This is a genomic window from Tepidamorphus gemmatus (assembly GCF_004346195.1).
GTDB classification, from domain to species: Bacteria; Pseudomonadota; Alphaproteobacteria; order Rhizobiales; family Tepidamorphaceae; genus Tepidamorphus; species Tepidamorphus gemmatus.
The window spans coordinates 349,822-368,049 of sequence record NZ_SMAK01000004.1; the positions used below are offsets into that span (position 1 = coordinate 349,822).

The 18,228-nt window shown below is 66.8% G+C and carries 19 protein-coding genes; 5 read left to right on the forward strand and 14 right to left on the reverse strand.

The features are described 5' to 3' along the window. Positions 1-9 precede the first annotated feature (9 nt). On the forward strand, positions 10-783 hold the full coding sequence (locus EDC22_RS09100) for a maleate cis-trans isomerase family protein (RefSeq protein ID WP_132806313.1): 774 nt from the start codon (positions 10-12) through the stop codon (positions 781-783). Here the strand turns inward: EDC22_RS09100 and EDC22_RS09105 are convergent. The 13 genes from EDC22_RS09105 to EDC22_RS09165 form a co-directional block, all read right to left on the reverse strand. Then, the gene (locus EDC22_RS09105; RefSeq protein ID WP_132806314.1) at positions 775-1,197 is read right to left on the reverse strand and encodes a nuclear transport factor 2 family protein; all 423 of its coding nucleotides are present in this window, start codon (positions 1,195-1,197) and stop codon (positions 775-777) included. The two genes, EDC22_RS09100 and EDC22_RS09105, sit on opposite strands and share 9 nt — an antisense overlap. Further along, a complete protein-coding gene (locus EDC22_RS09110; protein WP_132806315.1) occupies positions 1,166-1,936 on the reverse strand; it encodes a hypothetical protein in 771 nt (256 codons plus the stop codon). The genes EDC22_RS09105 and EDC22_RS09110 overlap by 32 nt, the downstream gene beginning before the upstream one ends. Then, positions 1,929-2,624 carry a carboxymuconolactone decarboxylase family protein gene (locus EDC22_RS09115; protein ID WP_165926841.1) on the reverse strand — a complete coding sequence of 232 codons (696 nt, stop codon included), beginning with the start codon at positions 2,622-2,624 and terminating at the stop codon, positions 1,929-1,931. Before EDC22_RS09115 ends, EDC22_RS09110 begins: the two co-directional genes overlap by 8 nt. Before the next feature lie 172 nt (positions 2,625-2,796). Continuing rightward, positions 2,797-4,437: a GMC family oxidoreductase gene (locus EDC22_RS09120; RefSeq protein ID WP_132806317.1), complete on the reverse strand. Its 1,641-nt coding sequence runs from the start codon at positions 4,435-4,437 to the stop codon at positions 2,797-2,799. Then, entirely contained in the window at positions 4,434-6,416 is a 1,983-nt protein-coding gene (locus EDC22_RS09125; RefSeq protein WP_132806318.1) for an oxidoreductase, read from the reverse strand. Before EDC22_RS09125 ends, EDC22_RS09120 begins: the two co-directional genes overlap by 4 nt. Continuing rightward, positions 6,413-6,778 (reverse strand): hypothetical protein, encoded by a 366-nt coding sequence (locus tag EDC22_RS09130; protein WP_132806319.1) that lies wholly within the window; start codon positions 6,776-6,778, stop codon positions 6,413-6,415. The genes EDC22_RS09125 and EDC22_RS09130 overlap by 4 nt, the downstream gene beginning before the upstream one ends. Continuing rightward, positions 6,775-7,281, reverse strand: a complete 507-nt coding sequence (locus tag EDC22_RS09135) for a hypothetical protein (protein ID WP_132806320.1) — start codon at positions 7,279-7,281, stop codon at positions 6,775-6,777. Before EDC22_RS09135 ends, EDC22_RS09130 begins: the two co-directional genes overlap by 4 nt. Before the next feature lie 52 nt (positions 7,282-7,333). Further along, entirely contained in the window at positions 7,334-8,068 is a 735-nt protein-coding gene (locus EDC22_RS09140; protein ID WP_132806321.1) for an SDR family NAD(P)-dependent oxidoreductase, read from the reverse strand. After that, a complete protein-coding gene (locus tag EDC22_RS09145) occupies positions 8,065-9,144 on the reverse strand; it encodes a class I SAM-dependent methyltransferase (RefSeq protein WP_132806322.1) in 1,080 nt (359 codons plus the stop codon). Before EDC22_RS09145 ends, EDC22_RS09140 begins: the two co-directional genes overlap by 4 nt. A gap of 55 nt (positions 9,145-9,199) precedes the next feature. Next, on the reverse strand, positions 9,200-9,535 hold the full coding sequence (locus EDC22_RS09150; RefSeq protein ID WP_132806323.1) for a hypothetical protein: 336 nt from the start codon (positions 9,533-9,535) through the stop codon (positions 9,200-9,202). A 26-nt stretch (positions 9,536-9,561) separates the two neighbouring features. Beyond that, positions 9,562-10,551, reverse strand: coding sequence for a TRAP transporter substrate-binding protein (locus EDC22_RS09155; protein ID WP_132806324.1), 990 nt, complete (start codon positions 10,549-10,551; stop codon positions 9,562-9,564). Positions 10,552-10,581: 30 nt separating this feature from the next. Further along, complete coding sequence (locus tag EDC22_RS09160) at positions 10,582-11,874, reverse strand: TRAP transporter large permease (protein ID WP_165926842.1); 1,293 nt, start codon at positions 11,872-11,874, stop codon at positions 10,582-10,584. A gap of 25 nt (positions 11,875-11,899) precedes the next feature. Next, entirely contained in the window at positions 11,900-12,403 is a 504-nt protein-coding gene (locus EDC22_RS09165) for a TRAP transporter small permease (RefSeq protein WP_132806326.1), read from the reverse strand. Between the two features lie 225 nt (positions 12,404-12,628). Here EDC22_RS09165 and EDC22_RS09170 point away from each other — a divergent pair, with 225 nt between their 5' ends. From EDC22_RS09170 to EDC22_RS09180, 3 genes are read left to right on the forward strand one after another with little or no spacing between them, the layout of a single operon-like run. Beyond that, positions 12,629-14,071: an FAD-dependent oxidoreductase gene (locus EDC22_RS09170; RefSeq protein WP_132806327.1), complete on the forward strand. Its 1,443-nt coding sequence runs from the start codon at positions 12,629-12,631 to the stop codon at positions 14,069-14,071. Continuing rightward, positions 14,068-14,922, forward strand: a complete 855-nt coding sequence (locus EDC22_RS09175) for an alpha/beta fold hydrolase (protein ID WP_132806328.1) — start codon at positions 14,068-14,070, stop codon at positions 14,920-14,922. Before EDC22_RS09170 ends, EDC22_RS09175 begins: the two co-directional genes overlap by 4 nt. Beyond that, positions 14,919-15,572 (forward strand): hypothetical protein, encoded by a 654-nt coding sequence (locus tag EDC22_RS09180; protein WP_132806329.1) that lies wholly within the window; start codon positions 14,919-14,921, stop codon positions 15,570-15,572. The genes EDC22_RS09175 and EDC22_RS09180 overlap by 4 nt, the downstream gene beginning before the upstream one ends. Before the next feature lie 72 nt (positions 15,573-15,644). Here the strand turns inward: EDC22_RS09180 and EDC22_RS09185 are convergent, their stop codons facing one another. Further along, on the reverse strand, positions 15,645-16,682 hold the full coding sequence (locus tag EDC22_RS09185; protein WP_425385522.1) for a LysR family transcriptional regulator: 1,038 nt from the start codon (positions 16,680-16,682) through the stop codon (positions 15,645-15,647). Here EDC22_RS09185 and EDC22_RS09190 point away from each other — a divergent pair. Then, positions 16,666-18,225, forward strand: coding sequence for a proton-conducting transporter transmembrane domain-containing protein (locus EDC22_RS09190; protein ID WP_132806330.1), 1,560 nt, complete (start codon positions 16,666-16,668; stop codon positions 18,223-18,225). The genes EDC22_RS09185 and EDC22_RS09190 overlap by 17 nt on opposite strands. Positions 18,226-18,228: the final 3 nt, after the last annotated feature.

Here is an 18,228-nt window from a genome sequence, read left to right on the forward strand (position 1 = left end):
GATCGTGCGATGAGCCTCGAATATGCGCCCGGCGGGCTGCTCGCGGTTCTCGTGCCGCAGGCCAACACCACCGTCGAGGCGGAGCTCCGCCATCTGGTGCCGCCGGACCAGGCCTGGATCGCCGGACGCCTGACCAGCGGCAAGGCCACGATCGAGGAGCGGCTGTGCGACTATCTGGAGTCCTACGCGACGGCAATGACCCAGTTCGCCAACGCTCCCGTGTCGGCGGCCGGCTTTGCCTGCACCGGCGCAAGCTATCTGCTCGGCTGCCAGCGCGAGGACGAGCTGCTGGCCGACCTCGCCGCCGCACGACGACATCCGGTGCATACCGCGGCGACGGCCATCGCCGACGCGCTCGGCGCCCTAGGTGCCCGGCGCATCGCGCTCATTTCGCCTTATGATGAAAGGCTCACCGCAAGCTGCATGGGCTACTGGGCGGACCGCGGATTCGCCGTCGCTGGCGTCACGAGCGTAGGGCGGGAGACCCGCGCGTTCCATCCGATCTACAGCCTGGAGAGCGATGCCGCCGTTCACGCACTGGACTCGCTCCGCACCACGGACGCGGACGCGGTTGTGCTGCTCGGGACGGGGCTGCCGACGCTGCGCGCGCTCCGGACAGTCGGCGCCCGCGGCGCGGCGCCCGTGATGTCGAGCAACCTTTGTCTCGCCTGGCGGATGTCCGAGAGCGCAAGGGGCCGCCCACCGTCGGCGGAGACTCTGACCGGCTGGCTCGGTGGCGGGCCTCTCGGCTGGGCAGAGTCGTTGCGTCGCGCCTCACGCTGAGCGAGCGCCCAGGTCTGCAGATCGGATCTCGGCCAGCAGGGTTTCGGCGATATCGTTCCACACGTCCTGGCGGACGATCAGGCCGTTCGCAAGCTCGAACCGGTCGACGAAGCGGATACGCTCGAAGGGGCGGCCGTCGAGCCATTCGCCGGAAAGCGTACCCGACACCCAGACGGCCGTTCCGGTCGATTCGATGCGCTCGAACCGCTTGCACACGAAGCGGTATCGTCCGCGCGACCATTCCACGAGCTCCTCCAGCCGACGCATTTCGACGCCGCCCGGAAACACCATCCGGAAATCTTCGGCAAGCAGCTTCGAGGCCGCGACGAGGTCGCGCGCCTCGATCAGCCGCAGAAACCGAACGAGTGTCCCGGCGGCCCCGTCAGTCGGCGGCTCGGTCGCGAGCTGATCCATCGTTTCCCTCCCCTCCAAACCCCGAGACAACACGTCCGCTTGCCGGGTCGAAGGCACCGAGTCCCGGCATATCCCGCCAGGCGGCGAAACGCGCCGATGGCGTGATGGCTCCTGTCACCATCAGCCGGTGCCAGACATCGCACGCCTCGACGAAGGCATTCACACCCTTCGGCCAGATGATGTAGCTCAGGGCCTCGACGATCCTCGCCTCGTCGACCTTCTGCGCATAGAGCCGCTCGATCTGCCGAGCGATGCCGACACGACTGCCGCGTGCCGCCTGGACAGCCAGCAGGGCGAGATCGGCGAGGTCCGGGGCGAGCGCACCGCGCAGGGCAGCGACCGTGCTGGCCCATGCGGATGCCGGATCGAGCGCGGGGAGCTGGCCCTCCCAATGGCGATGCGCGAATGCGAATGCATCGCAGGCCGGCGCAGCTCCCGCCAGCGCGATCAGGCTCTGGGCGATCGAGTCGGTTCCACCGGCGGCGCGAAACAGCTCGAGGTGATGCGTGCCGATTGCCTCCTCGGCGGCGACGAGCAGGCAGAGCCAGACGCATTCGCGCTCGAGAGGCGAAAGCTGCCGAGGCATCACGGTCAATGCCTCGTACATGGCAAGATAGGCGACGTGGAGATCTGGGGCGCCGGCCGCCAGCGCGCCATGATGGGGCAGCAGAAAGCCGCGGCGGGCGGCCAGCGCCTCCAGCCGCGCGCGAAGCTCCTCAGGTGTCGGAAGCTCAGTCATTGCCGCGTCCATGCCCGCCCTGCCCCGAGAACGTGGCCCAGTCGCGGAAGTCTGGCGAGGCATCGAGTTCGCCAGCGCGGATCATTTCCATCCAGAGTCGGGCGGCGGTGACGAAGTTGGGCACGCTTGCCGGAAACATCGTCAGCGACACGGCCTCGGCCAGTTCCCGTTCGTCGATTGCCGCGGCATAGGCCTGACGGAGCTGCCAGCGGAAGCCGTCCCAGGCACCATTCGCGGCCTGCATCGCGCAGGCGGTCATGTGGATGAGCCGCGGCGCAGCCCCCTCGCCTGCCCGTAGCACGGTGTCGGCCCATTCGGCCTCGACGGCGATCCCCGGCAGATGCGCCCGCCAGTGATCCGCCACGAAGGCGTAGGCGCGGAAGCCGCACACCGCTGCCGCAAGCCGCAGGCAGGCACGCACTTCGTCGGCGGATCCGCCGGCATTGCGGAACTTCTCGATGTGGTGCGTCGCGATCTCTTCCCGGGTCGCAATCAGGATTCCAAGCCACACGAACTCGCGGTCGTGATGGCTGAGCACCCGATCGTCCAGCGCCAGCGCGGTATAGGCCGCATCATAGGCCGCCAGCAGGTCCGGAGCCGTGATCGCCAGCAGCCCGTGATGCGGGAGCAGATAGCCGCGCTTGGCCTTCAGGCCCGCGAGCCGCGTCGCCAGATCCTCGCCGTTCATTTGACGTTGCTCCTGTTGCCAGCCGACCGACACCCCCGCCATCGCCCTTCATCCCGGCCGAGCACGGCACAAGTCGGTATCGGAACGTCGCCATCGGCGCCGGCGAATCCCGATCCCGCATCGCTGGCGTAGCAGCCTCCGGGATGACGCCAGGGACGGGAGGAGTGATCCGTCATGCCGCCTCCCGCCTGTCCGATGCCGCGCCGCCGAGAATGAAGTCGGCCGCCCGAGCGCCGATCATCATCGTCGGCGCATGCGTGTTGCAGCTAGCCATGGTCGGGATCACCGAGGCGTCCGCGACGCGCAGCCCGTCTATGCCGTGCACCCTGAGCGCGCCGTCCACGACGGCCCACGCGTCCAGCCCCATGCGGCAGGTGCCGACCGGATGGAACACGGTGTCAGCCGTCGCGCGAATCCAGGCATCGAGTTCTGCGTCGCTCTGCCGGGATCGACGCGGTGCCGTCTCGGCGCCGCGCCAGCGATCGAAGGCGGGCTGCGAGAAGATCGTGCGCAGCGCGCGCACGCCCGCACGCAGCACCTCGATGTCGCGCGGCGCCGTCAGATAGCGTCCGAGGATCGCCGGTGCGGCCAGCGGGTCGGCGGATTTGAGGCGGATCTCGCCGCGACTGTCGGGCCGCATCTGGTAGACGTTGGCGAAGAAGCCGTGCCCGGGATCGCCGTGACGGGCGCGGAACGGCATCCGAACGGCCGCCGTCGAGCGCCCTGGAAGGAAATGCGCCTGCAGGTCGGGCAGGTCGAGTGCGGGATCGGACTTCAGGAAGGCACCGACCTCGAGCGGAAAGCGCGCAGCCGGCCCGGTGCCCATCGCCCATGCCCGAAGCAGCGCCAGGGCGGCGCGGTCGGCGCGCAGCAGTCTGTGCAGCGTCACCGGCTCGGTGCAGTCATACTCGACGCGCACCAGCAGATGATCCTGCAGGTTCGCCCCGACACCGGGCAGATCCGCGACGACCGGAATGCCGTGCCGAGTCAGATGGTCGGCGGGCCCGATCCCCGACAGCATCAGCAACTGCGGTGAGTTCACGGTTCCGCAGGACAGCACGATCTCCCTTTCGGCGCGAACCACCTCGCGTCGCCCGCCGCGCAGGATCTCGACGCCGGTGGCGCGGTCGTTCTCGACAAGGATCCGCGTCGCATGGGCGCCGGTGAGGACGGTCAGGTTGGGGCGATGCTCCTGCGGCGTCAGGAATGCGCGCGCCGCACTCAGCCGGCGGCCCTTCCAGATCGTGTAGTCATAGCGTCCGGCTCCGAATGGCGACGGTCCGTTGAAGTCGTCGGTGAGTGGCAGGCCCGCCTGCTGCGCGGCCTCGAGGAAGGCTTCCGACAGCGGGTTGAGCGTTGCGATTCGCGACAGTCGCTGCGCCCCCTCGCCGCCATGATAGGGTGTCGTGCCAGCCCAGTGCCCCTCGATCGAGCGATAGGCATCAAGCACCCTGTCCCAGGTCCAGTCGGGCAGGCCGGCTTGCGCCCAGGCGTCGTAGTCCTCGGCAAAACCACGGGTCCAGACCATGCCATTGATCGACGACGATCCGCCGATCACCTTCCCGCGCGGCCAGAACAGGCGCCGGTCGTTCAGACCAGGCTCCGGCTCGGTGTGGTAGAACCAGTTGGCGTAACGTCCGCGCAACAGGATTCCGGTCATCAGGGGAATCCGGAACATCGGGTTCGTATCGCGCCCGCCCGCTTCGAGCACCAGAACCTTCAGGTCGGACCGCGATGCCAGTCGTCCCGCGACAACCGATCCCGCCGAGCCGGACCCGATGACGACGACGTCGGCCTCGTGACGTGTGCTCATGACGCCTCTCCAAGGCTGCGCACTGCGGCATGGGCATCGTGCATCGCTTCGAACAGGGTCCGCGGCACGACGGCATCCCCGATCGGACGCACGTGCAGACCAAGTCTTTCGAGGTCCTCCTGCAGGGTGGTGGCGGCGATGCCCGGATCGGAATGGACGAATGCATCGAAGGTGCCGAGGTCAACGATCTCCCCCGTCGCCACAACGCGACAGACGAGACGGCGACGGTCGTCGAGGCAGGGGTCGGCAAGACCGGTGCGAAGCCTGACGCCCGCCTTCGCCAGTCGCTCGAGCGCGGTCATCCGGCTGTAGAGCGTCACGTTCCAGAGGGCGGTCACCGGTGTCGCCACGATCTCGACAGCGGCTCCGGCAGCGGCCAGTGTTTCGGCTGCCGACAATGTTGCCCAGGAGCCGGCCTCGTCGAGAATGGCGATCCGCAGCCCACGCCAAGCCTCACGCGGTGCGGCAAGAGCCGCAGGGACATCCATCGAGGGAACAGGGTCGCCGCCGGCGACGGGCAGCGGTTGCGCCGCATGGGTCGCGCCAACGGCAAGGATCACGACATCGGCGCCGTGATCGGCGACAGCGTCAGCCGTCGCCGTGACACCGGTTGCGACAGCAATGCCGGCGCGCCCGACTGCGGCGGTGAGCCAGTCGCGCATCCGGTGCAGGTCGCCCCGTCCGGCGCCGGTGCCGGCCAGCACGAGCCGTCCGCCGAGCGCCTCGGTCCTCTCCCAGAGCGTCACCTGATGGCCGGCCAGCGCGGCAATCCGGGCCGCCTCGAGCCCGGCCGGGCCACCACCGAGTACAAGCACGCGCCTGCGACGCGCAATGACCGGTATCTCCCCCCAGTCGCCTTCACGCCCGACCCGCGGATTCATCATGCAGGAGATCGGCCGGTGGGCACCGACCTGACCGATGCAGAAATTGTGCGCGATGCAGGGCCTGACCTCGGCCTCGCGCCCGGCGAGACTCTTGGGCAGGAGTTCCGGGTCGGCCATGTGGGCGCGGTTCATGCCGATCATGTCGATGACACCGCGCGCCAGAGTGTCCTCGACCTCGGCGAGCGTGCGGTAGCGATTGGCGGTCAGCAGCGGCAGGTTCCCGATCACCGGCCGCAATGCCTCGGTCAGATCGCGGAACGGGTGCGGGGGATGCGCCATGTCGGCGACATGATGCCCGATGCTGGGCCACTGATAGGCGGCAACCGAGGCATTGACGAACGAGATCCCCGGAATGGCGGCGAAGCGGGCGATGATCTCGCGCTGCTCCTCCGGGCCGAGCCCGTCCGGCATCAGATCGGTGACGCTGGCGCGGATGCCGAGCGGCACACGGCCGCCGATGGCTGCCGCCAGCGTCTCCACCACCTCGAGCGGATAGCGCAGCCGCTTCTCGGGACTGCCGCCCCAATCGTCGTCACGTAGATTGGCCGCAGGCGACAGGAACTGGTGCAACAGGTGGCCATGGCCGACATGCACCTCGATGCCTTCGAAGCCCGCCTCGATCGCCAGTTCGGCCGTCTCGACATAGGCCTCGCGCACGGCATCCATCTCGGACCGCGTCATCGCGTGGGGCACATCGGCGCCCGGGATCCACGGCACCGGCGACGGTCCCCAGGCCGGCAGCCGATCGGTCTCGTTGGGGCCATGGCGGCCGGCATGGGTGATCTGAACAAAGATGCGAGCGCCCGCGGCCCTTACCGCCTCGACGATCCGCCTGAGGCCCGGCAATGCCCGCCGGTCGGACCCCGTCAGCCCACCGGATCGGCCGAGCGAGGTGCGGTGGACGCGCAGCGGTTCGACGATCACGAGACCGATGCCCGCCCGCGCACGCTCGGCCAGATAGTGGACATGCGCGTCAGTCGGCAGGAAATCGCGCCCGAAATTGGTCGTGTGCGCCGGCAGGAAGATCCGGTTCCTGACCTCGACGCCCGCGAGGTCGAAGGGACGCATCGCCAGCGGATAGCGCGTCTCGGTCATTCCGATTGCGGCCACGGCTCCACGCGTTCGCCGGTACGCGGATCGACCAGCACCATCTCGACATAGACCTTGCCGGTGCCGCCATGGTCGATGCCGGTGTCGAAGCAGTCGAACGTATGGAAGTTCGCGCTGATCGGGTGCAGACCTTCGGCGATCCTGTCCTGCGCCAGCAGCAGCGCCGGCTGCAGCTTCGCCACGATACCGAGGCAGAGATTGGCCGACGACCTGTGCGGCAGCAGTCGTCCCTCGATGTCGAAGACGAAGGTCTCGCCGACGCGGATGTGATTGGCGCAGTGGAATGACCGGGTCACGACGGCGTGGATCTCGCAGTCGGAAATCGGTGGTCGATTGGGGATGGTCACGCGAAATCCTCCGCCAGCATGCGCTTGGTCACCGGCTCGTGCGTATCGACACGGCGCAGCGTCACCTCGGCGAGCGCCTTGTCGGCACCGTGGTTGGCGCCCGTCATCGGACATTCGATGAATCGCCAGATGCAGGTCAGCGGGTTCAGGCCTTCGGCGGCGCGATCGAAGGTCATGTAGAAGATCGACAGCACCGGAGCCATCAGATGCACGCAGAGCGGGGCATCGGACAGGTCCGGCTTCACCTTGTGGCGCATGTCGAAGACGATCTTCTGCCCTTCGCGGATTCCGCAACGGCATCCGCCGGGACTCTTCGTCACCGTGACCACCACCTCGTACCGGTCGAGCCAGTCGATCCCGAGACGCCGCCTGGCCGAGAACAGGGTCTTGGCTTCCGGCGAGAGCCGCTTGAGGTCCTCGTCGGTGAATCCCAGCGCCGGCTTCAGCACCGCGGCCATGTCGTCGAGATTGTCGTCCTCCTGCACGTAATAGGGATCGCGCATCAGGGTTATCCCTCCTTCTCCTCCGGTTGCGGCCGGCATCGACGATGCCTTGTCAGATCGCCGTCACACCGCCGTCGATGACCAGCACATGGCCCGTCACGAAGGCCGAGGCCGGCGCAGCAAGGTAGAGGGCGGCGCAGGCGACCTCGTCCGGCTGGCCGAACCGCCCGAGCGGCACCGCTTCGAGCAGGGCACGACGACGCACCGGATCGGCGCGGGCGACGGCGGTCATGCCGGTCTCGACGGGGCCGGGCGCGACCGCGTTGACCCTTGCGCCAAAGGCGGCGAACTCGATCGCGAGGGTGCGCGTCAGACCGTTGATGCCGCCCTTCGAGGCCGCATAGGCAGTGGCGCGGCGATGGCCGACAAGCCCGACCTGGCTCGAGAACAGCACCAGCGAACCGGCTCCGGCGGCTCGAAAATGCGGTTCGAGCGCGCGGGCGACATGGAACGGGCCGGTCAGGTTCACGGCGATGACGCGCGCCCAGTCCGCATCGCTCGTCTCCGCAACGCCGCGATGCTCGAAGATTCCTGCCGTCACGATCGCCGCGTCGATACCGCCGAGTGCCGCCACGGCAGCCTCGACGGCGGCGGAAACGGCCGACGCGTCGGTCACATCGCACGGGGTGTGGAATGCCACCTGCTCTGCCGCGGTCTCGTCTGGCATGGTGGTGACGGCGACCTCGGCGCCTGCGGCGGTCGCCATCCGAACCGCCGACAGGCCGATTCCGGCGCCGCCGCCCATGACCAGGAGCTTCAGCCCGGTAATGTCGACAAGGCCGCTCATGCGGCCTTGCGGGCGATGATCATCGTCCAGGGGAACCGCCAGGCGGTCATCTCCGGCGAAAGCGATCCGTCGAATTCCTCGAAGGGAACGATCTCGACCTCGTCGAAGCCGGCCTCCCTGTGCGCGGCAACGATGTCCATCTTGTTCAGCGGTACCATGAACGGCTCGTTGTTGCGCCGCGAATGGCCGTAGTGGACGTATTCCTTGAACGGGTCGTCGCGCACCAGGAAGTCGAGGTGGATCGACAGGCCGCCCGGCTTCAGCAGCCGGTAGGATTCCTTGAACACGCCCTTGACATGCGAGGGCGGCATCTCGTGCAGCATCATGGTGCTGGTGACGATGTCGCTCGATCCCTCGTCCAGCCCGGTGGCGATCGCATCGGCCTGCCTGAACCTGACGTTTCGCGCCTGCAGTTCGGCGGCGCGCTGCGCGGCAAGCCGCAGACAGGGCTCCGACAGCTCGATCCCGATCACGTCGATATCCGGATGGTCGGCATAGTAGGGCTGCGTCGAGCCGCCGAATCCGCAGCCCAGATCGACGACACGCTTCACCTCGCCGCCGGCGCGCGACAGCGCCTGTTCCTTCATGCGATGCCAGAGGCTGGCCGCCTTGTCGAGCATCGGCGCGGTGGACTGGGCGCCGCGCTCGTACACGTAGCCGGCGATCTCGTCAGACCAGACGCCGCCGGGATGCTGATGGATGTCGATCGAGGTGTAGTATTCGGGCTGCTTGAAGTCCGGATCGAGCTCGAGCAGACGGTCGGGCACCTCGGCAGCCAGCGCCCGGCCAATCAGGTCGCGATACTGGTCGTAGTGGACGGCCAGGCCCCGCAGCCCGGAATACTTCATCCTCTGCAGATGCCGCTCGTACCAGCCGAAGAACTGCGCGGTCGTGTCGTCCTTCATCAGCTCGGCGACCTCGGCGCTGGTGCGCGGCGGAGAACCGGCCGCCGCGACCGCAGCGTGGTATCGCTTGCGCAGCTCGGGGAACATCGAGCGGGTCCAGTACAGCTTGCAGTCGAGAACGAAGGCCTGATAGGCGGTGAAGGCCCGGTCCGGAGGGATATCTTCCAACATCGTGGCACTCCGCAGATGAGGTGCGACCCGGATCGTCGATCCGGGTCGATCGGGGTCAGCTCTTGTCGAACCTGTCGACGCCCTCTTCAGGCGCGCCGAGCGATGCCTCTATCCCGAGCGTGCAGAACATCAGCTCCGAGGACAGTGCCCTGCGGGCCGCGTCGAGCCGTTCCGCCTGCTCCGGCGTCGGCTGGAAGCGGTCGAGAGCCTCGCGGGTCACCGGCTGACCGCTCTCGAGCAGGAATTCGAGGCAGGCAAGCCGGTCGCGCGTGACGTGGACTTCCGCGGCCAGCGTCATGATCATCGCCAGCAGCCGGTCGATCGCCGGGTCGGCAAAGAAGACCTGCTCGGCCTTCATCGGCAGACCCGTCGGATGCGAGGTCATCACCATCGGTCAACGGCTCCGCTCGATCCGGTTCAGGCCTGCGTGTCCTGGATCAGCTTCCAGGCCCCATCGCCGAACGCCTCGTTAGCCAGCCGCTCGTTGACCGGCGCCATCTGCGCGGCGAGGTCGGACGCATCCAGCTCGAGCAGGGCATCCGGTCCGTTCGCCGCAGCCCATGCCTCCAGATCCTTCGGCTTCGAGGCGAGGCCGACGAGGTAGTAGTTGGTCTCCTCGAGTTCGTCGAAGGACTTCTGCAGGATTTCCTTGTGCTCCGGGCTCAACGCGTTCCAGGCGGCAAGCGAGATCACCTCCTTGTCGAGGGCAAGCCCGAAATCGGGGACCACCACATGCTTGCAGACCTCGTAGAACTTGAACTGCACCCCCGGATTGAGAGCAGTCAGCACGCCGTCGACGATGCCGGACTGGAGGGCGAGGTAGACCTCGTTGAACGGGATCGGGGTTGGCGCGGCGCCGAAATGCTGGAGCGCCTCGATGCATCCCTTGATCTGCGGTGCGCGGATCTTGCGGCCCTTCAGGTCGGCGAGCGAGCCGATCGGCTCCTTCAGCATCAGATTGTAGCTGCCGAGCCGACCGACGCCGAGCAGACGTGCATTGTAGCGGCTCTCCAGCGCAGCGGATGCCTTCTGCCCGATCTCGGTCGCCAGCACCGCCTTCGCATGGGCGCCGTCCCGGAAGAAATAGGGCGAGTACATCACGTCGAACTCGACGGTGCCGGTATAGGCGCCGTTGTAGACATCAAGGCTGCCGAGCGCCATCGACTCGATCAGATCCTTCTCGCCGCCGAGCGTGCCTGCGAATATCTCGAAGGACAGTTCACCGCCGGTCAGTTCGGAGATCCTGTCGGACAGGGCCTTGTTGAAGGTGTTCGAGACGGTCTGCGGACCGCCGGCATTGCCGTAGCGCAGCACCGTGGCGGCTCGCACCGGGCCGGGAACGGCCATCAGGGCCGCAACGGCCGCAGCCGAACCGAGAACACCGCGTCGCGTCATGCTAGTCGTCATCTCAAGTCCTCCGGTTGTCCAGTCTGGTCGTTATTTCCTGAGCAGGTGAGGAAGGAACGTCGAAAACCAAGGAACGTACGTCAATATGATCAGGGTAACCCACAGCACCATGTAAAATGGCAATCCACCCCGAAACACACTCAATATTCCAACACCTGATATTCGCGACATCACAAACAGATTCAGGCCAACAGGTGGCGTGATCATGCCAAGAACAAGATTGAAGACCATCACCAGCCCGAAATGGATGGGGTCGACACCCAAGCCGGTCATCAACGGGAAGAGGATCGGCGACAGGATCAGCATCAGCGGCAGCGCGTCGAGAAACGTGCCGAGCACCAGCAGCATCAGGTTGATGACGAAGAACAGGACATACGGATTGTCGCTGATGCCGAGCAGCGTCGCCTGCACCATCCGGCCCAGCCCGGCGAGGACGGCGATCTGACCGAAGATCTGGCTGAACGCGACCGTCATCATGATGACAGCGGTCGTCATCGCGGCGGCAATGGCGGCGTCCAGGAAGCCCCTGAGGGTCAGGTCGCGGTAGACGAGCGTGCCGATGACGATCGTGTAAAGCACGACGATCGCCGCCGACTCCGTCGGCGTGGCGATCCCGAACACCTTGCTTGCGATGATGATCAAGGGCGCTCCGAGCGGCAGGATGCCGGCGCGTATCGCCATCCGCCGGGCGTCGGGGCTGGCCTTCGGTTCCATCGGGATACCATTGCGGCGGGCGAGATAGCCGCTCATCGCGATCAGGCCGACATACATCAGAAGCCCGGGCAGGATGCCTGCGATGAACAGGTCGCCGACCGACAGGTTGGCGATCGAGGCGAGCAGGATGAACAGGATCGAGGGCGGAATGATCGGACCCATCGCGGCCGCCGCCGAGATGACGCCGGCAGCATAGCGGGCCGAATAGCCGCGCTTCTTCATCTCGGGCACGAGGATCGAACCGGTCGCGGCCGCATCTGCCACCGCCGATCCGGAAATCCCTGCCATGAACAGATTCGACGTGATGCCGACATTGGCGAGGCCACCCGGCCGGTGGGCGACGAGGCTGGCTGCAAAGTCTATCAGGCGCCGGGTGACGCCGGCACTCGTCATCAGCTCGCCGACGAAGACGTACATCGGGATCGCGAGCATCGCGAAACTGTCAACGCCGCTGGTCACTGTACGCACGAACAGGACCGGGTTGACCGGGCGGGCATCGAATTGGCTCGCGGCGATGAAGGCGAGCGCGGCAACCCCGATGGCAAAGGCGATGTCCATGCCGAGCAGCACGAACACGAACAGCAGGATGATGCAGATCGTCAGCAGCATGACTGCATCTCGGGTCCGGCTTGCATCAGCGCTCGCTGCCGAGGTCGACCGGGTCGTCGACATGGCCACGCAGAAGTCTTCGGATGCGCAAGGCCTCGTTGGCCAGCAGCAGCAGGGCACCGATCGGCAGGGCAATGTAGGTCCACATGTCCGACAGGCCGGTGGCGAGCGAATTCGTCCGCGCCGTCAACTGCAGGATCGGAACCGAATACCACAGGATCACCAGCAGGATGACGACCGCCAGACCATGCATCACAAGCTCGATGATGCGACGGGGGCGGGGCGGTACCCGCTCGATGAGCGCCGTCATGCGGATGTTGTGGCCGGAGAAGTGCGCGAACCCGGCGCCGATGAAGATCATCCAGACGAACAGCAGCTTGGGTATCTCCTCGCCCCACATCGGCGGAGCCGAGAACAGGTAGCGGCTTGCGACCGAGTAGACGACGAGCCCCGTGAAGGCGATCAGCAGGAGCCCGCATAGGATCGTTCCGGCCCTCTGGAACCTCCGGAATAGATCGACGCCGCGCATTCTATCCTTACCCCCTCCTGCCCATCCTGCCGGGCCTTCCCATCCGGCATCCTGGTGGACCTGACTGCCTGGTCGGCGACTTCGCCGATCATGTGGTCTGTATCTCTTTTCGTTGGATGAACTGTCTTATATATAGATCAACTTGTCCACGGTTTTCTGAACAGCCCGCGCCCGATCGGCTTGCGGAGGGGAAGTACCGGGGATGCAAGGCGGGCGGGGGGTATCTTGGACAGCTATGACGTCGTCGTCGTCGGTGCCGGTACCGCCGGGATGCCCTGTGCGATCGAAGCCGTCGCAGCGGGTGCCCGTGTGCTGGTCGTCGAACAGGAGCCACGCCCCGGCGGGACACTGCATGTCAGTCTCGGCCAGTTGAGCGGCGCCGGCGCGCGCGTGCAGATTGCGCGCGGCATCGACGACAGCCCCGAAGCGCATATCCGCGACATCCTGCGCATCAACCGCGGAACCGGGCGCGCCGACATCCTGCGCCGTACCGTGCCGATGCAGGGCGAGACGATCGACTGGCTGCTCGATCTCGGCTTCGAGATGGATCCGCAGTGCCCGGCGATCCTGCATCTGCACGAGGCCTACCGGGTTGCGCGGACCTATTGGGGAGTCGAGGGCGGTCTGTCGATCCTCAAGGCGATCGCGCCGCAATTCGAGCGGGCGATGGCGGCCCCCAACGCGACGCTGCGGCTGTCGACGCAGGCGCGCCGTCTGCTGACCGGTCCGGGGTCGGCCGTCCAGGGTGTCGAGATTGTACCGGTCGATGGCGGTCGATCGGAACGGATCGCGGCCGGTGCGGTGGTGCTGGCGAGCGGTGGCTACGGCGCCAACAGCGACATGTTCGCACGCCTGACGCAGGGGCGGCCACTGTTCACCGCCGCGATGCCGGGGTCCACGGGATCAGGTATCGAGATGGCGCAAGCCGTGGGAGCTGCCATCGTCGGACAGGATCTGTTCCTGCCGACCTATGCCGGCATCGTCTCCCGGCCCGGCGACAACCGGATCGTGTGGCGGCAGATGCCGAGCCTGACACCGCAGGTGCGGCAGCCCTGGGAGATTCATCTCGATGGAACCGGAAGGCGCTTCGTTCGCGAGGACGACGAAAGCGTCGATGCGCGCGAGCATGCGCTGAACGACCTTGCCGATCTGATGTTCTGGTGCGTCTTCGACGATGCGGTGCTGGAGGCGGCGCCGCCGCTGCTGCCCGGATGGACCAGGGAGGAACTGGACCAGGCGTGGTCCGGGCATCCGTCGTTCGTGACCGCGCAGGGGGTCGACGGGCTGGCCGCCGCAACCGGGATGGATCCCGCACGGCTTGCTGCCAGTCTGACCGACTATGCGGCGGCCTGCGCCGGAACGGCACCCGACCCGACCGGACGACGCCATTGTCCGATGCCGATCCGCGGTCCGCGCTACCGCGCGGTGAAGATGCACGGGATCGTTCTCAAGACGCCGGCCGGGATCCGGGTCAACGACCGGATGGAGACCTGCCGGGCAGACGGCAGCGCGATATCCGGACTGTATGCCCTGGGCGAGGCGATCGGCGGCGCGACCTTGTCCGGCAAGGGGTTCGTCTCCGGGATGAGCGTCACCCCGGCGCTGACCCTCGGGCGCTGGCTCGGCCGCAGGCTGGGCACGCAGCTTGCCGGAAGGGCCTGCGCATGATCACGGCAAGGCGCATCCGTCGCGAGTTTGCCGATCTCTCCCATGGACAGATGCATCTGCGCCGGACGGGCAGTGGCGATGCGATGCCGCTGGTGCTGATCCATCAATCGCCCGGCTCCTCGAAGCAGCTCGAGCCCCTCATGGCCGAGCTGGCGGTGCTCGGCCGGCCGACGCTGGCCCCCGACACGGCCGGAAACGGCGATTCCGAGCCGCTGGCGATGGCGCAGCCGGAGATCGCGGATCTGGCGGCAACGGCGTTCGAGGCCATCACCATGCTGATCGACGGCCCCTTCCACCTCTATGGCAGCCATACCGGCGCATCGATCGCGATGGAGATCGCGCTGGCCCATCCCGGCCGGGTGACAAGTCTGACTATCGACGGCATGGGTCTCTATCGGGCCGGGCGTCAGGCCGAGGTCCTCGAGCGGTATGCCCGCGAGATTCGTCCGGATGCGGAAGCAACGCATCTGATGAAGGTCTGGCACTTCTGCCGCGACCAGTTCCTGTTCTGGCCCTACTACAACCGGACGGCCGACGGCCGCCTGCCCGACGGGCTTCCGGACGAGGAGACCCTGCATGATTTCGTGGTGGAGGTGCTCAAGGCGATGCGCACCTATCACCTGTCCTACCGCGCCGCCTTCCGGCATCCCAAGCGCGAGCGGTTGCCGCTGCTGAAACTGCCGGTGCACGTGATCTGTTCGACGTCGGACATGCTGTTCGAATATTTCGATGAGGTGGCCGGGCTCGTGGCGGGCGCGCGCAAGACACGGCTGCTGGCCTGGACGGATCCCGATCACCACCGCCACACGGCTGCCGTGATCGAGCGGTTCCTCAAGGAGGCGGAGAGGTGATCGCCCTGCCCGATCCGGCGCGCCGCCTCGAGGACTGTCCGCTGGTCATCTTCATCGCCTACAGCATCGGGCCGCATGCCGATGCCGACGGCTATGCCGAATGGCTGAAACGGGTCGACATGCCGTTCTTCAATGCGATCCCCGAGACGCGGCATTATGCCAACTGGCGACTGACCGAGATCCTCGTCGGCCCTGCTCCGGTCTGGAACTGGTTCGACTTCCAGGGGCTGGCGAGCGAAGCCGATCTCGAGCGGGTCTGGTTCGACCCGAACCTCGATGCCTTCCGCGTCGAATGGATACGCCTGTGGGGCTATGGCTCGCCCAACCCGCCGCCAGTACTCCGGCATGCCTATCTCACCCGTCCGTCGGGACTGCGCCGCGCCGCGGCCGGCGCCAGGACGCTGACGCTGTCGGGCGGCACCGGCGACGTGCCGCAGGACGGTTCGGCAGACATCGTCTTTCGTATCGACGGCATCCTGCACAAGCACTTCGCCGGACGCGACGAGAGCCGCCCGTGGCTGACACCGGCCGCAGATTTCAATCCGCTGGGACTTGACTGGCTTGCGGTAGGCTGGGGCGCGCCCGAGCCGCTGCCGACCGCGGTGTTCGCGGCCCGATCGATGCTCGTCGCCGCCCCGGACCGGGATTGAGCAACGCTTTCCCGGCGCTCGAACGCATCGGTTGAAGGCGCGCGGCGGGACCAGAGCAGTGACTGGCCGTGGTCAACGCATCCCAGCGGTCATTGCCGGCTTTCCCGGCGCGAACCCATCCAGGCACGTGACCAGTAGCGGGTTCGGAAACCGGCGCGGAAGCGTGATGGCACAGAAGGTTTCGCGCAGGTCCGGGAACCTGTAGGCCTCCGCAAGCCTACCGTTCAGGAGCTCGTCCCTGACAACGATCGGGGGAACAACCGCAAGTCCTGCGCCTTCGCGCACGAGCAGACGGATCATGGCCATGTCATCCACCTCGGCGACGATGCGGGGCCGGATCCGGAGTCGCTCCAACAGCGCATCGACGCCGGAACGGATGCTGCTCTCGACGGTCGGCAGGATGAGCGGTTCCCGCGCAAGCAGGAGCTCGAATCCGATGTTCTCGCCGATGCGGTCGACGGTTCCGATGAGGCTTACCGGCTGTTCGTCGATCACATGCGAGATCCATGGGGTCGCCGTATCGCGCGGCGGCGCGATGTTGGCGAGCACGACGTCGAGGCGGTGTGCCTCGAGCTGACGGAGGAGATCGCCGAGTGCACCGGAGCGTATGACGATTTCGACATCGTCGCGCTCGAGCAGCCTCCGCACGAAACCGATCTGGAAGTTCCGCGACAGGGTTGCCAGCGACCCGATCCGGAGCACCTGGACGCGGCTCGACGGCCGCTCGCGGAGCGTGTTCACCAGTTCCTCGCCAGCCGCGAAGATCGCGTCTGCGTGGTCGAGCGCGATCCGACCGGCCTCGGTCAGCAGCAAACGTTTGCCCCGCCGTTCGAAGAGCCGCTGGCCCAGCCGCTCTTCGAGCAGGCGGATCTGGGTCGATACCGCCGACTGGGAGACGTTCAGCCGTTCCGCCGCGCGGGTCAGGTTCCCTTCATGCGCGACGACATGGAAGTAGCGCAGATGATGGAAGTTGAGATCGTTCATATCGTTCACTTTAATCGAACGATAAATCAACAACAATGTATTTTCATTGAGTTGCGATGGCAGCTTACAAACGGCGCGGCTTTGGTCCGCATCGTTAGACAAGCTGCCCATGACCCTCACCATCATCCCTCTGATCGCTCCCGCAGCTCTCTCCGTTGCTGCACTGGTGGCCTTCCTGAATCCCGGTCGGCGTCCGCCACGCGTTGCAAGGCTCGCCGAGGCCGCGACGCTGATCGCCTTCGCGGCGACGGTCCTGACTGCAGCCATCCTGATCTGGACAGGGGCGCGGACAGTGCCGCAGTCCGCGCTCGCGACGATCGGCCTGTCGATCCGGATCGACGTCGTAAGCGCAACGATGCTGGTCCTCGTGGCCTTCGTCGGCTGGATCGTGATGCGCTTCTCGGCAACCTATCTCGACGGTGAGGCACGTCAGGGCGCCTTCCTGGGCTGGATGGCAGCGACGCTTGCTGCCGTGTTGCTGCTCGTCCAGGCTGGCGGCCTCGTGCTCTTCGTGGGCGCTTGGATCGCGACCAGCCTCTGCCTGCACCGCCTGCTGCTCTTCTACGGAACGAGGGTCCAGGCCATTCGGGCTGCGCGCAAGCAGGCCATCGTCGCGCGGGCAGGAGACGCGACGTTGATCCTTGCCGCGCTGCTGCTCGCGATCGGCTACGGAACGGCTGACATCGCGACGATCCTCGCCGAAGCGAGGAACGGTGTCATGCCCGCAGGCGTGACCGTGGCGGCGGGCCTGCTCGCGCTCGCTGCCATCCTCAAGTCAGCGCAGTTTCCGGTTCACGGCTGGCTGACCGAGGTCATGGAGACGCCAACCCCGGTGTCGGCCCTCCTGCATGCCGGCATCATCAATGGCGGCGGTTTCCTGCTGATCCGTTTCGCTGACGTGATGCTGCTCGGCCCCGGCGTGCTGGCGGTTCTCGTCATGATCGGCGGCTTCACGTCGCTTCTGGCCGGCCTTGCCATGCTCTCGCAGTCGGCCGTCAAGAATTCGCTCGCCTGGTCGACCATCGCCCAGATGGGCTTCATGATCATGCAGTGCGGCCTTGCGCTGTTCGCACTGGCGCTTCTGCACATCGTGGCTCATTCGCTCTACAAGGCACATGCGTTCCTCGCCTCGGGCACCGCCGTCGACGTTGTTTCGTCGATTCGCCGGCCGGGTCCGGTCGCGATCCCCGGCGGTCGCGCCGTCGCCCGCGCCTTCGGCCTGGCCCTTACGATCTACGCAGTCATCGGACTGGGCTTCGGCTTCGAGTCGAAGTCGCCCCAGGCCATCGCGCTCGGTACCATCCTGATCTTCGGCGTCGCCTATCTGATCGCCCAGGGGCTCGCCGACGCCGCACCGCAAGAGCTGACGCGGCGCACGGTGCTCTATTCGGTGATCACGTCGCTCAGCTACTTCGCCCTTCAGACGGCTGCCGAATGGCTCACCGCCGGAACCGTGCCGCCGACGCCGGCGCCCGGTCCGCTCGAATGGGCGCTGATCATGCTCGCCCTGTTCAGTTTCGGCCTTGTCGCCGTGGCGCAGGCGACCTTCCCGCTGTGGTCGAATCATCCGGCCGCAGCCGGCCTGCGCGTCCATCTCTCAAACGGTCTGTATGCCAATGCGGTCACCGATCGGCTGATCGGCAACTGGTCCGCCCGGCATGCGTCCTGACAC

Excerpts from the sequence above, each read along its gene's own strand:
- EDC22_RS09155 (WP_132806324.1), bottom strand. The coding sequence starts at position 10,551 with ATGACGACTAGCATGACGCGACGCGGTGTTCTCGGTTCGGCTGCGGCC.
- EDC22_RS09145 (WP_132806322.1), bottom strand. The coding sequence starts at position 9,144 with ATGTTGGAAGATATCCCTCCGGACCGGGCCTTCACCGCCTATCAGGCC.
- EDC22_RS09140 (WP_132806321.1), bottom strand. The coding sequence starts at position 8,068 with ATGAGCGGCCTTGTCGACATTACCGGGCTGAAGCTCCTGGTCATGGGC.
- EDC22_RS09185 (WP_425385522.1), bottom strand. The coding sequence starts at position 16,682 with ATGATGGTGAGGGTCATGGGCAGCTTGTCTAACGATGCGGACCAAAGC.
- EDC22_RS09165 (WP_132806326.1), bottom strand. The coding sequence starts at position 12,403 with ATGCGCGGCGTCGATCTATTCCGGAGGTTCCAGAGGGCCGGAACGATC.
- EDC22_RS09115 (WP_165926841.1), bottom strand. The coding sequence starts at position 2,624 with ATGAACGGCGAGGATCTGGCGACGCGGCTCGCGGGCCTGAAGGCCAAG.
- EDC22_RS09120 (WP_132806317.1), bottom strand. The coding sequence starts at position 4,437 with ATGAGCACACGTCACGAGGCCGACGTCGTCGTCATCGGGTCCGGCTCG.
- EDC22_RS09125 (WP_132806318.1), bottom strand. The coding sequence starts at position 6,416 with ATGACCGAGACGCGCTATCCGCTGGCGATGCGTCCCTTCGACCTCGCG.
- EDC22_RS09135 (WP_132806320.1), bottom strand. The coding sequence starts at position 7,281 with ATGCGCGATCCCTATTACGTGCAGGAGGACGACAATCTCGACGACATG.
- EDC22_RS09190 (WP_132806330.1), top strand. The coding sequence starts at position 16,666 with ATGACCCTCACCATCATCCCTCTGATCGCTCCCGCAGCTCTCTCCGTT.
- EDC22_RS09160 (WP_165926842.1), bottom strand. The coding sequence starts at position 11,874 with ATGCTGCTGACGATCTGCATCATCCTGCTGTTCGTGTTCGTGCTGCTC.
- EDC22_RS09105 (WP_132806314.1), bottom strand. The coding sequence starts at position 1,197 with ATGGATCAGCTCGCGACCGAGCCGCCGACTGACGGGGCCGCCGGGACA.
- EDC22_RS09150 (WP_132806323.1), bottom strand. The coding sequence starts at position 9,535 with ATGGTGATGACCTCGCATCCGACGGGTCTGCCGATGAAGGCCGAGCAG.
- EDC22_RS09110 (WP_132806315.1), bottom strand. The coding sequence starts at position 1,936 with ATGACTGAGCTTCCGACACCTGAGGAGCTTCGCGCGCGGCTGGAGGCG.
- EDC22_RS09175 (WP_132806328.1), top strand. The coding sequence starts at position 14,068 with ATGATCACGGCAAGGCGCATCCGTCGCGAGTTTGCCGATCTCTCCCAT.
- EDC22_RS09100 (WP_132806313.1), top strand. The coding sequence starts at position 10 with ATGAGCCTCGAATATGCGCCCGGCGGGCTGCTCGCGGTTCTCGTGCCG.